The organism is Veillonella sp. CHU594, from assembly GCF_003992265.1.
Taxonomy (GTDB): domain Bacteria; phylum Bacillota; class Negativicutes; order Veillonellales; family Veillonellaceae; genus F0422.
In genome coordinates, this window is the sequence record NZ_RQVB01000002.1 from 51508 (window position 1) to 64536 (window position 13029).

A 13029-nucleotide genomic window follows, 5' to 3' on the forward strand; every position below is an offset into this window, starting at 1 on the left:
TCTTTACACCTTGCAAGATCTTGCTTAGCCACCAAGCATATACTAATGTAGAATAGCCCGCCTATATACATCTGTAATCGTGTTCTCATTCTTTCCAATACCGATATACATGCTAGCACTAAAGTTATATATTTGTAAGTACTAGTATGATAATGAAATCCCTATATGGTAGGTCGTGCAAATCGATAATAACAGAGCAACGCCGTTAACGAGCAAACCACCATTGTGATTCCCATTGGAATTGCCGTATATGACCCTCCGATCCCCACGATAGGTGACACAACACCCGCAGACATCATGGAGAAAAACCCTAATAAGGCAGATGCACTACCTGCTAGGTGACCGTAATTTGCCATAGCCATAGAAAAACTAGCCGCCCCGAATAGAGACACCGTCCCTACGGTAAAGAATAAAATTGTGGTCACCACTAAGAATGGTATATTCAGTGCCATAGCTCCTAAGAACAAAGTGGATCCTAGGAATAGCACACACAAGCTACCGTGCAACAATTGGTAATCCTTAATAACATTACTCAAACGAGAGCTAATTATACTAAACAAAATGATACCACAACTGTTGATGCCAAATATATAACTAAATTGTTGCGCATCCAACCCAAAAATATTTTGATACACAAAGGATGATCCACTAATGTAACAAAAAAAGGCTCCAAAAGCAAAGCATTGAATACCGCATTGTCCTAAAAAAGCTTTGTCTTTTAATAGCATCTTATAGTTTTTGATGGCCTCTTGAATCCCCCCTGCTACGCGCTGTTCTGTTGGTAAGCTTTCACGGAATAGAATGGACCCCACGAGAAGAAGAATCGCAAAGCCTGCTAAAACGACGAAAATAAATCTCCACGTTTCATATGCCAAAATTTGTCCTCCCACTAATGGAGCGATAACAGGCGCCAAGCCATTGACCATCATCAATGATGCCAGCAACTTAATCAGAGCCGGTCCCGATGCATGGTCACGAGCGATAGCCTTAGAGATAACTACCCCAAAGGAACCCGTCACACCTTGCAAAAATCGACCCAACAAGAGTACTTCAATATTTGGTGCATAAGCGCAAACCATGGTAGCTACTACGCAAAGTAAGTTTCCCACAATGAGCGGTCTCTTGCGACCTAGCACATCGCTGATAGGTCCTGCAAAGAGTTGTCCCACTGCAATACCGATGGTCATAATGCCGATGGTCATTTGAATATTTGATGCCGATGTATCCAATTCTCCAGGCATAATCGGCAAGGCTGGCAAATACATATCCGTCGCCAATGGCGTTACCGCTGTGAGCAATCCTAAGAATATAATTAAAAACAATGAAACAGACTTACTTTCCTTCATGCTTTTCCTTTCTAACAATCTCCGCATTGCGAAGCAACACTTTTTTTCCTCGCCAAGCCCATGCTTTGTGGCCGTACTTCGCTTTAAACTCCTTATTCGTCATTCCTTCTAATTCCTCCACCTCAATGTAGGATGTAACCTGTTGAAACTCTGGTATAGGCGTCATAGGAATATCTCGATTGTGGGGGCACACCTCCTGGCATACATCACACCCAAAAATGAGAGGTGTTTTACCAATAATTCGTTCTTCTTCCTCTGAAAGTTCCCCTTTACATTGGGTAAGATAACTTTTACAGGTTCGATAATCTAAATGATCTCCTTGTAAGGCCTTACCGGGGCAAGCACGCAAACAAGCACCACATTGCAGACAGCTCTGTGCAAGCGGTACAGAAGGAGACAATTCCAACGTCGTCATAATAGTCCCAATAACAGTATAGGAGCCCCACGTAGGGTTGATAAATGTTTGGTTCCACCCATAAAACCCTAAGCCTGCCAAGTATGCCATATACCGATCCGCTAAAGGTGACGTATCACAATGAATCTCGTATATTTCGTCAGGATAGCGCTCACGCAAAATATCCACCAGTCGTTCCAAATACTGTCGTACCACAACATGATAATCATCGCCCCAACAGTACCTAGCTAAATTCGTCACTCCTTCCCTAGGCATATAATAAGGAAACAAACAGACTATCGCGGACTTCGGTGAAGCAATAGTCGTGGACCCCTGCAATCGTTCTTCAATACTTCCATTCGTAAACGGACAAGGATAGGGCGTATCCAAATGTAACGACGCCTCCGCCGGCAAAGGCCAAGACGCCACCCCCACCGCAGGAATATTTAATTGTATCGCTAATTCTTCAAGTTCTAAATTTGTCATGCATTCATTATACTATACAATCCATAGGTTTTATATATAAACAGCCACTCATATATCATACTAATTACGAACAAAGACTATGTATTTCAAGAAACTTTATTTTAACTCACAGTTTTCTATGGAAGTACTACCAAAAAACTCAAAACTAATCCCGCTCACTAAAGAATGCAGTTAAGCGTAGCAGCCTTGCTGCGAGATTTACTGACCGAATCAAAAAACAAGAAGAGCACGGTGTGCTCCGAACAAACATTATGAAATACCGTTTGTGAGGAGTATACCGTGCTCTTCCCATTGCCCTATTCAATTAACACGCTGCAAGCTGCATAGATTAGCAAGTGACGTATTGACTAAATGAACTCAAAAGTTTTATCCTATAACATATTACTAATTACTTTAATTATTCAACACAGGAGGAACAATATGTCTATAGAACTACGTAAAGTTGCCATTATCGGCACTGGTCATGTGGGCTCCCACGTGGCATTTTCCCTTGCTACACAAGGTGAGGTTGACCAATTATACATGGTAGACATCGATAAAGACAAAGCTATTGCTCAAGCCACCGATATTAATGATGCGGTAAGTTACTTACCACATCGTGTAGAAGCTATCCCTTGCGAACCTGAAGATATCGGAGACTGCGATATCCTCGTTATTTCTGCAGGCCCTCTACCATCCCCAGAACAAGATCGACTAGATACACTAGGGTCCACCATAGAAGTATTGCGTGAATTCCTTCCTCGTGTGAAAGCATCGGGATTCAACGGTTTCATCGTGAGCATTTCCAACCCAGCTGACGTAGTAGCGGCCTATGTACAAGAATATCTAAACTACCCAAAACACAAAATCATCTCTTCTGGCACATCCTTAGACTCTGCTCGTTTGCAACGATTAGTAGCTGAACAAATCCACGTACATCGTCGCTCTTTATCTTGCTATGCTATGGGTGAACACGGTGGTAGCGCTATGGTCCCTTGGTCTCACGTCACAGTATCTGGCAAACCTTTAAAAGAACTCCAACAGGAGCTTCCTCACCGCTTCCCAACCTTTGATGAAAATGCCCTAGTAGAACAAATGAAATACGGTGGCTACCTCGTCCTCATCGGAAAAGGATCCACAGAGTTTGGTATCGCTGCATCCGTTACAGAAATCATCCGTGCTTACTTCCACGATGAACAAAAAGTATTACCTCTATCCTGTAAACTAGAAGGCGAATACGGCGAACACAACGTCTTTGCCTCCGTCCCTGCCATCATCGGCAAAAACGGCATCGAAGAAATCTTGGAATTGCACCTAACCGCTGACGAACAAAAAGCCTTCCACAACTCTTGCGAACGCATTCGGGAATATATTAAACTAGCACACACACTATAATTCCCTGAGGAACGCAGTCATGCGTAGTAGCCCTGTGGCGATCCTTTATGAATACTATATTATAAACCTAAAAGACCGCAATATACCTCCGAAGAAACATTATGAAATACCGTTTCTGAGGAGGTGTATTGCGGTCTTTCCTTTCACTACATCGGATAGAACGCCACGAGCTACATAGCTGAACAAGAGACGACACATTATGAAATACCGTTTGTGAGGAGTATACCGTGCTCTTCCACATCCCCCACCCCTGAGCAAGGCCCTTATGCGTAGTAGCCTTTGTGGTATTCCCTATGCCAAAATAAGACAAATGCTAGAAGAGCACGACATATTCCGGAGCAAACCTAACCACTGTATCAGTTCGGGTCGGAATATGTCGTGCTCTTCCACCCCCTGAGCGGTGCCGTTACGAGTAGTAGCCATTGTGGCCCCCTTTTTACTAACTCACACAAACGCAAGAAGACCGCAACATGTTCCTGAACAAACCTAACCACTGTATCAGTTTGAGAAGGAATATGTTGCGGTCTTCCATTTGCTAATAAACGCGCCACAGGCTACATAGCGGAATTACTTAGCGAACCATTTGGAGTAAATTTTATCATATGTTCCATCTTCACGCATTGCTTTCAAAGCTTCATTAACTTTATCACGTAATGCTGTGTTAGATTTATTGAACCCTAATACGAATGGAGGTGCATCTGTGCCTTCTCCTACCAATTTAAGATCTTTGTCTGCACCTTGTTTCAAGTAATACATAGCCACTGCTTGGTCAATGATAGCACCATCAATCGTACCTGCTTGTAATGCCATGAAGATATTGCTATTAGAATCCATTTCTTTTACATCTGTACCAGGGATTGCTTTTGCCATTTCCACAGGTACTGTACCAATTTGAACCCCTACACGTTTATTAGCAAGATCATCCATTTTTTTGATATCTGTATTATCTTTACGAACGATAGTGATGAAACCGCCTTCTTTGAAGTATGGCTCAGAGAATGCTAATGCTTTTTCACGTTCTGGAGTTGCATTAATACCAGCTGCAATCATATCGATATTGCCAGATTGTGTAGCAGGAATCAACGCATCGAATCCCATGCTGACAAACTCTAATTTTAAGCCTAACCGTTTGGCTACTTCTTCACTTAAATCTACATCAAAACCAATATATTTATTAGTATTTTCTTCTGCAAATTCAAATGGAGGGAATGTGGTTTCAGAACCAACTTTCAACACCCCTGCTGTTTGTGTTAACTGCGCTTCTTTTTTATCACTACCACAACCAGCTAGCAAACCTACACTAAGAACAGCTGTACATAGGATAAGACCTAGTTTTTTCATGCTAATCATAATTACCTCCCAGAATATATTCACTACTTATGATTATTTATACATAAATTATACCACACAATTATTAAATAGCAAGTATTTTTTATAAAGTTTCTCTTTATAAGTATATCACTATTTTTATTTTACTCTACAAAAGATATTTACTATAATACCATCAAATACATCAAAGGGAAGTTGAACAAAACATATCAACTTCCCCCTAGGTTCATTATTTTAATACGTAAGACTATAACAGCATAATTATTTCACAATTAGTTACAATCCCTACCTACAATACTAACTACTATTACTTAATATTAGGCATTATAAAAAGTCTTTAATTTTATCTCGTTTCCCACGATTCCGCAGTTTTGTTAAAGCTTTTCCTTCAATTTGACGAATCCGTTCCCGTGTCACATTAAAGAATTGACCAACTTCTTCCAATGTACGTGGCTTCCCATCTTTCAAACCAAAGCGTAATTCTAACACTTGTTGTTCTCGATCTGTTAAACAACTAAATACTTCAACAATTTGTTCTCGCAATAGAATAAAGCTAGCCGCATCATCTGGAGCTACTGCATCTTTATCTTCCAAGAAATCTCCTAAATGGGAATCTTCTTCTTCCCCAATTGGCGTTTCTAAAGAGACTGGCTCTTGAGAAATTTTTTGAATTTCTCGAACACGCTCCACTGTGATGCCCATACCTTCAGCAATTTCTTCTGGACTTGGTTCACGGCCTAAGTCTTGTAATAATTGACGTTGAATACGCACCAATTTATTAATCGTTTCTACCATATGTACTGGAATACGAATGGTTCTAGCTTGGTCAGCAATCGCCCTTGTAATGGCTTGGCGAATCCACCATGTGGCATAGGTAGAAAATTTATATCCCTTTGTATAGTCAAATTTATCGACTGCTTTAATAAGCCCCAAATTGCCTTCTTGAATTAAATCCAAGAACAACATACCACGGCCTACATAGCGTTTTGCAATACTTACCACAAGACGCAAGTTAGCATCAATTAATTTCTGTTTCGCGCTACTACCTAAACGAACTTCTTTATAGGTAGCTCCTTCTTGATTACCTGCCTCAATTTGTTGTGCCAAAATGATTTCTTCGTCACCAGATAGCAATGGAACACGTCCAATTTCTTTTAAATACATACGCACTGGATCATCAATATTCATCCCCTCAGGAATAGATAAATCAAGATTAATCTCTTTTTCTTCATCATCTTCTTCCGTAGCAATATCGATGTCACTAGTTAAATGTTCCACATCTACATCTACATCGACATCGACTTCTATATCCTTATCTACTAATTCATCATGTAGATGCAAGTCACTTTCAGAAGCATGTTCATCATCAGGAATAACTTCAATATTTAAATTATTAAATGTTGCATACATACTATCAAGCTGCTCTGCTGTTACTCCCATTTGTTCTGAAAGTGCATCAGAAATTTTCTTAGCTGTAATGACGCCTTCTCGTTTCGCATCTTCTAATAAAACCGCGATAATTTCTTGCACTTGCGATTCTTTTTTCTTCTTTGCCACTGTGCTCTTCCTTTCACTACATCAAGACCACTGTTTAATCAATTCTTGTAAATCCTGACACATTCGTAACTCTTCTATAAATCTAGGATCATTAGCTCTACTTAATTGGTCTGCCAATCGACTATGTTCCTTATATTGATTGCGAAGGGATTTTAATCGCACACTTCGAATTAAATTGTGCAATAATTCCTCATTCATTTCACGGTCAATTAAGACCGACCATTTGCCAAACATATGCCAAGATTCTGCATCTAAAGCTCCTTCTAAAAGGATGTCCGACAATGTTTCACCTCTAGTTACCAAGTCACCAATCTTTTCATAATAGGCGCGATACATAGGATGCGATATATCTTCTACTCCTATATATTGGCTCACTAAGGTATAAATAGTATTATCCTTACCTACCCAGTACAGCAATTCTTCTTCATCTGTGAAATGTTCCTTAGGCACATTAAGATCCTGCTGTTTTAATTCTATATTTCCTTGTCGAAGAAACTGCCTAAAGTAAGTAATGATGGTACTCACATCTAACCATAAAGGTAATGCCATAGCTTTTAAATATTCATCACGTCGCACTTGACTTTCATGGCCCGCAATAAAGGGGAACATATCTCCCAAAACAGATCGCTTTCCTTCTACCGAATTAGTATCGTGACGACGTAAGCTTTCATTTAGTAAAAACTCAAAATCTCTTGGCGATGTATCCACCAATTCTTGCCATGCTTCAGGACCGTGATTTTTGATAAAATCATCTGGATCCTTTCCATCAGGCATAGATACTACCTTAACAGAAAATTCTGTATTTTGCAATAATTCGATAGCACGCTTAGCCGCTGTACGACCAGCTCCGTCCATATCATAGGCAAGAACAACTTCCTCTGCTTGACGCATTAATAACCTACCATGGTCTTTCGTATAGGCCGTACCCAACGATGCCACTACATTCGTAATGCCTGCATTATGACAACTCAGTACATCCATATATCCCTCTACAAGGACTGCTTGTTTCTTTTCACGAATGCTACGGTAGGATTGATAAAAGGCAAATAATAAATGTCCTTTATTAAATATTTCCGTTTCCGGGGAGTTCAAATATTTCGGATTACTGTCGTCAAGAACACGACCACCGAAGCCTAACACACGCCCCTTTCCATCCATGATAGGAAACATCACACGTTTTCTAAAATAATCGTATATTTTACCTTGCTCATTTTTACGGCATAGCCCTAACTCTAATAACAAATTAGGGTCCACTCCACGTCCAATAAAGGCACTGTATAACTTATCCCATCCATCTGGAGCAAAACCTAAGCGAAACTTTGTTATAGTCTCCATGGATAGACCTCGTTTTAGCAAATAGTCTAAACCCTGTTTTCCTAACTCTGTTTTTACTAAACAATTATGAAAGAAATTTGTAGCTAGTTCATTCACTTCATACATAGATTCCATACGGGCCATACGTTTTCGTTCTGCTGATGATACGGTCCGTTCTGGCAAAGCAATGTTAGCACGATTAGCTAATCTTTCTATCGCTTCTGGAAAAGTTAAATTATCATATTTCATTAAAAAACTGATAACATTCCCCGATTCTCGACAACCAAAACAATAAAAAAAGCCCTTTTCAGGGGTCACACTAAAAGAAGGTGTCTTTTCATTATGAAATGGACAACAACCCCAATAGTTTTTCCCTTTCTTCTTTAATGGAATATGCTCAGAAATGACAGATACAATGTCATTGGCATCTTTGACTTGTTCAATTATATCATCATCGAAAAACTTGCTCATGTCATTCTCCTAAGCTATGCACTACAGTGTATTTACTAAAAAGTATAAATTATATATACGTTCTCTATCTATACTATTCTACACAAATAAAAAAACTCCTACTTACAGATACTTTCTTTTTTTTCACACTATATATGCAATTCATATATAGTGTGAAAAAAAAGAAGTTAGAGCAGCCAAAGGCTGCTCCAACCACTTATGTAGACTATTTTTTTGCGTAATCTACGACTCGTGTTTCACGAATAACCACAACTTTAATTTGTCCTGGATATTCTAATTCATTTTCGATTCGTTTAATGATGTCACGTACCAACAAGTTCGCTTCCACATCATCCACTTTATCTGGTTTTACCATAACGCGAATCTCTCGACCTGCTTGGATAGCAAAGCATTTTTCAACGCCTTCAAAAGATTCAGCGATTTCTTCCAACTTAGATAATCGTTTTAAATAATTTTCTAATGTTTCGCGTCTAGCTCCTGGTCGTGCTGCAGAAATAGCATCTGCTGCCGCTACCAATACAGCCTCTACAGATTTAAACTCTTCATCACCATGATGAGCGCCAATACAATTTTGCACCAATGCGCTTTCATGATATTTTTTAGCAAGATCTACGCCAATTTCCACGTGAGATCCTTCAATTTCATGTGTTAAGGCTTTGCCTAAATCATGTAATAAACCGCCTCGTTTAGCCAGTACTACATCGCAGCCTAATTCCGCTGCCATCATACCTGCTAAATGAGATACTTCTACAGAATGTTTTAGTACATTCTGTCCATAACTAGTACGATATTTTAGTCTACCTAAAATACGAATCACTTCTGGATGTAAGCCATGTACATCTGCTTCAAAAGTAGCTTGCTCGCCCGCTTCTTTTATAGTTGTTTCCACCTCACGGCGTGCTTTTTCAACCATTTCCTCGATACGAGCTGGATGGATGCGTCCATCTACAATGAGTTTTTCTAAGGCAATTCGTGCTACTTCGCGACGAATTGGATCAAATCCGGATAAAATAACTGCTTCTGGTGTATCATCAATAATTAAGTCGATACCCGTCAACGTTTCTAAAGCGCGAATATTACGGCCTTCACGACCGATAATTCGGCCTTTCATCTCATCATTTGGCAATGTCACCACAGACACTGTAGATTCTGCTACATGGTCAGCTGCACATCGTTGAATGGCCATAGAAATAATTTCTCTGGCATTCTTTTCCGCCTCTTCTTTTGCTTGTTGCTCAAGATCTTTAAGCATCACAGCAGTGTCGTGACGAATCTCTTGTTCTACTTTTGTCAATAAAATTTGTTTTGCTTCATCAAAGGTTAAGCTAGAAATTCGTTCTAACTCTTCCATTTGTTGTTGATGCAATACCTCAATTTTTTCTTCCGCTTTTTCTAGATTGCGTTCCTTGTGGTGCAAGGACTCCTCTTTGCGTTCAATACTGTCTAGTTTTTTGTCTAATTGCTCTTCTTTTTGTAAAATCCGTCGTTCAAGACGTTGTAATTCATTACGTCTATCCCGATTTTCTTTATCAACATCAGCACGCAATTTATGAATTTCTTCTTTTGCTTCCAGTAACGCTTCTTTTTTCTTAGACTCCGCTAAGCGCTCGCCATCAGCAACAATACGTGCAGCTTCTGTTTCCGCTTTGTTTAGCTTACCTTCTGCAATATTGCGGCGCAATAAATAGCCTACTCCAAGACCAATTAATACCATGACTACGGCAATAATGCTGTATTCTAAAATCGTGTTCACCTCCCACTTGCATAAAAAAAGGAGAAGTCGATACATCCGCTTCCCCGGTTTCTCGCCCATTTTGCTTTTAAATTTTATTTTGCTTATTATTAAGGCTATTTTAATTTTAGTTCATACACCGTGGAATGTCAAGACAAAGCCCCTACTCTAAGTAGGGGCCCCATTCATAACAGATAGATTGAATTGTACTCACAGCGAATCCACGATTCTTCAAAAAATAAATTATTTTTTTCTTGCTAAACTTATCTTCTTCACCCTCTTCGATGGCTGCTAACCGCTCCTCATCGGATATGTGAAATCGTTGCTCTAATAGTTTTACCGCTACCGACCATTCATCATAGTCATCTAATACATAAGATACAGCAAGACCTCGTTCGCGCATTTTTTCACGAATGTAATAGGTACTATACTTTTCTGACTCCATATAGGCACGCAATGCATCTTCCGACAATTCTTCATCGTCTAAGTACGACAAGGATAGAAGTTTTTCTTCTACATCCTGTATTAGCTCACCGGGTACAGACCGTTGAGACAATTTACGCCGTAGCTCTAAGGTGCTTAAGGACCGTGGCCCTAATAAGCGCAAAGCTTGCTCCATAGCTGATGCAAATGTCCACTCCTCTTCTTTCGATGTACGAAATGCCATTATTCCATATCCACAGTTTCAGTAGTTGCTACTTCATCCACTTCTTCATCATGACCAAGCACATTCAATGGTTCTGCTGCTAATGTATCACGAATAATAGCATCAATTTCTTGAGCAATTTGAGGGTTTTCTTTCAAGAATACTTTGGCAGCCTCTTTACCTTGACCCATACGCTCTCCATTATAGGAATACCAAGCACCAGATTTTTTGATCACTTCAATATTCGCACCGATGTCAATCAATGTACCTTCGTAGGAAACGCCTTCCCCAAACATCAAATCAAATTCTGCTACTTTGAATGGAGGAGCTACTTTATTTTTCACAACTTTTACTTTTGTACGATTACCGACATGTTCTTTAGCTGAAGTCAATGCTTCCCCTTTGCGTACATCTAAACGAATCGTAGAGTAGAATTTTAAAGCACGGCCACCCGTAGTTGTTTCTGGGTTACCAAACATAACGCCTACTTTTTCACGCAATTGGTTAATAAAGATAATAACCGTTCTAGTTTTACTGATGGAGCTTGTTAATTTACGTAATGCTTTACTCATCAAACGCGCATGTACCCCAACGTGAGCATCTGTCATTTCACCATCAATCTCTACTTTAGGTGTTAAGGCTGCTACGGAGTCCACAACGATTAAGTCTACTGCACCAGAGCGAACCAAAGCCTCTGTAATTTCTAAGCCTTGTTCACCATTATCCGGTTGGGAAATCAACAAGCTATTGATGTCTACGCCTAATTTTTTCGCATATACAGGGTCTAAGGCATGTTCCGCATCGATGAAGGCAACAACGCCACCATTACGTTGTGCTTCTGCTGCTGCATGTAAAGCCACCGTAGTTTTACCAGAAGATTCTGGTCCATAAATTTCAATAATACGGCCCCGTGGGAATCCACCTACACCAACTGCCAAATCCAAGGCCAATACACCTGTAGAAATGACTTCAATGTTCATTTTATCCGCCGCTTCGCCCATGCGCATGATCGCGCCTTGACCAAAGTCTTTTTCAATTTGTTTTAAAGCCCCTTCTAAGGCTCTCATACGATCTTCTTGAGATCCGCTTTTCATATCAATTGCTGCTTCTTTTGCTTTATCCTTTGCCATTGTTCTACCTTTCTATTAATTCTTTATATACATATTGAATCGCTCGTTCCGCTACACTCTTACGGATACTAGTACGATCCCCTATAAATATCTCTTTATGTACAGTAATACCTCGTGGTGTACCAATACCGATATACACAAGACCTACTGGCTTTTCTTGACTGCCACCACCTGGACCTGCTATCCCTGTGGTCGCAATGGCATAGTCTGTACGTAATACACGAAATACACCTTCAACCATTTCCTTAGCCGTTTCTTCACTGACAGCACCGTATGTTGCCAATGTCTCTGATGATACACCTAATACTTGTTCTTTCACCGCATTTGCATAGGAAATAATACCACCCTGATAATATCCACTGCTACCACCTAAGTCAGTCAAGATTTTTCCTACTAGGCCGCCTGTACAGGATTCAGCAGTTCCTATGGTAATACCTGCTTCTAGCGCTACCTTGTGAAAGTCTTCCAACATCGATGTATCTAAACTACGGATATCTTCCAAGCGTTCTAATAGGATAGACCTCCATGGACCTAATTTCTCCTGACAGTCTGCTTTTGACTCGCCTTTGGCAGTTAAGCGAATTTCAATGTATCCTGGTTTGATCAATAGTGCTATAGTTGGGTTCTGCTGATTCTGAATCAAGTCTTGCAATAGAGTCTCTAGTTGCATTTCACGATATCCATACACAGCATACCGCTCAGAATAGATCATCCCTTGCTGTCCAAAACGTCGCTCTAAAAAGGGACTCACACTTTCTATAAAAGTTCCTTGTAATTCTGATGGAGGACCTGGTAACAATACATATACCGTATCATCCTGTTCCACTACCACTGCTGGTGCCACACCTACTGGATTATGTAGTACCTTTGCCCCTTCTGGCAAATACCGATCTCGGTCAGATTCGTAAGGTTTCACCCTACCTTGTTTCTCATAAAAAGAATCTACCTCACGACCTGCTTCTTCGTGAAATACCAAAGGTAATCCTAGCGCATCTGCCAAGGATTTTCGAGTTATGTCTCCTTGGGTAGCACCTAAGCCTCCAGAACTGATCACAATATCTGCTCGCTCCCCTGCTCGTTGAAATACCTCTTTCATACGCTCAGGATTATCCCCCACCGTCGTTTGATATGCCACAGAATAGCCACGATTGTTCAGTTCTTCGCTGAGCCATTTTACATTTGTATTGACAATATGTCCTAGTAATAATTCTGATCCTGTAGAGATTAATTCTACGATCATGCTATCACCA

The 13029-nt window shown here is 40.2% G+C and carries 10 protein-coding genes; 1 reads left to right on the forward strand and 9 read right to left on the reverse strand.

Annotation, left to right across the window (positions count from 1 at the left end; genetic code table 11):
• Positions 1-161: 161 nt before the first annotated feature.
• Both EO111_RS00760 and EO111_RS00765 read right to left on the reverse strand, forming a co-directional pair.
• On the reverse strand, positions 162-1346 hold the full coding sequence (locus EO111_RS00760) for a multidrug effflux MFS transporter (protein ID WP_126940543.1): 1185 nt from the start codon (positions 1344-1346) through the stop codon (positions 162-164).
• Positions 1333-2226: an epoxyqueuosine reductase gene (locus EO111_RS00765; protein ID WP_126940544.1), complete on the reverse strand. Its 894-nt coding sequence runs from the start codon at positions 2224-2226 to the stop codon at positions 1333-1335. Before EO111_RS00765 ends, EO111_RS00760 begins: the two co-directional genes overlap by 14 nt.
• Positions 2227-2652: 426 nt before the next feature.
• On the opposite strand from EO111_RS00765, the gene EO111_RS00770 reads away from it, so the two are divergent.
• Entirely contained in the window at positions 2653-3600 is a 948-nt protein-coding gene (locus EO111_RS00770; RefSeq protein ID WP_126940595.1) for an L-lactate dehydrogenase, read from the forward strand.
• Between the two features lie 567 nt (positions 3601-4167).
• Here the strand turns inward: EO111_RS00770 and EO111_RS00775 are convergent.
• The 7 genes from EO111_RS00775 to EO111_RS00805 all read right to left on the reverse strand — a co-directional run bounded on the left by EO111_RS00775 (position 4168) and on the right by EO111_RS00805 (position 13019).
• Entirely contained in the window at positions 4168-4950 is a 783-nt protein-coding gene (locus EO111_RS00775) for a basic amino acid ABC transporter substrate-binding protein (RefSeq protein WP_127010208.1), read from the reverse strand.
• 303 nt (positions 4951-5253) lie between these two features.
• Positions 5254-6486, reverse strand: a complete 1233-nt coding sequence (gene rpoD, locus EO111_RS00780) for an RNA polymerase sigma factor RpoD (RefSeq protein ID WP_127010209.1) — start codon at positions 6484-6486, stop codon at positions 5254-5256.
• A 21-nt stretch (positions 6487-6507) separates the two neighbouring features.
• Entirely contained in the window at positions 6508-8271 is a 1764-nt protein-coding gene (gene dnaG / locus EO111_RS00785) for a DNA primase (RefSeq protein ID WP_127010210.1), read from the reverse strand.
• 205 nt (positions 8272-8476) lie between these two features.
• Complete coding sequence (gene rny / locus EO111_RS00790) at positions 8477-10060, reverse strand: ribonuclease Y (RefSeq protein ID WP_369813333.1); 1584 nt, start codon at positions 10058-10060, stop codon at positions 8477-8479.
• Positions 10061-10166: 106 nt separating this feature from the next.
• Entirely contained in the window at positions 10167-10670 is a 504-nt protein-coding gene (locus EO111_RS00795) for a regulatory protein RecX (protein ID WP_127010211.1), read from the reverse strand.
• On the reverse strand, positions 10670-11779 hold the full coding sequence (gene recA / locus EO111_RS00800; RefSeq protein WP_369813334.1) for a recombinase RecA: 1110 nt from the start codon (positions 11777-11779) through the stop codon (positions 10670-10672). The genes EO111_RS00795 and recA overlap by 1 nt, the downstream gene beginning before the upstream one ends.
• Before the next feature lie 4 nt (positions 11780-11783).
• Positions 11784-13019, reverse strand: a complete 1236-nt coding sequence (locus EO111_RS00805) for a competence/damage-inducible protein A (protein ID WP_127010212.1) — start codon at positions 13017-13019, stop codon at positions 11784-11786.
• Positions 13020-13029: the final 10 nt, after the last annotated feature.

What these genes read in the sequence shown, in the direction of transcription:
- EO111_RS00760 (WP_126940543.1), bottom strand. Translation starts at nt 1,346, where the DNA reads ATGAAGGAAAGTAAGTCTGTTTCATTGTTTTTAATTATATTCTTAGGA.
- EO111_RS00775 (WP_127010208.1), bottom strand. Translation starts at nt 4,950, where the DNA reads ATGATTAGCATGAAAAAACTAGGTCTTATCCTATGTACAGCTGTTCTT.
- dnaG (WP_127010210.1), bottom strand. Translation starts at nt 8,271, where the DNA reads ATGAGCAAGTTTTTCGATGATGATATAATTGAACAAGTCAAAGATGCC.
- EO111_RS00805 (WP_127010212.1), bottom strand. Translation starts at nt 13,019, where the DNA reads ATGATCGTAGAATTAATCTCTACAGGATCAGAATTATTACTAGGACAT.
- recA (WP_369813334.1), bottom strand. Translation starts at nt 11,779, where the DNA reads ATGGCAAAGGATAAAGCAAAAGAAGCAGCAATTGATATGAAAAGCGGA.
- rny (WP_369813333.1), bottom strand. Translation starts at nt 10,060, where the DNA reads ATGTATCGACTTCTCCTTTTTTTATGCAAGTGGGAGGTGAACACGATT.
- EO111_RS00765 (WP_126940544.1), bottom strand. Translation starts at nt 2,226, where the DNA reads ATGACAAATTTAGAACTTGAAGAATTAGCGATACAATTAAATATTCCT.
- EO111_RS00795 (WP_127010211.1), bottom strand. Translation starts at nt 10,670, where the DNA reads ATGGCATTTCGTACATCGAAAGAAGAGGAGTGGACATTTGCATCAGCT.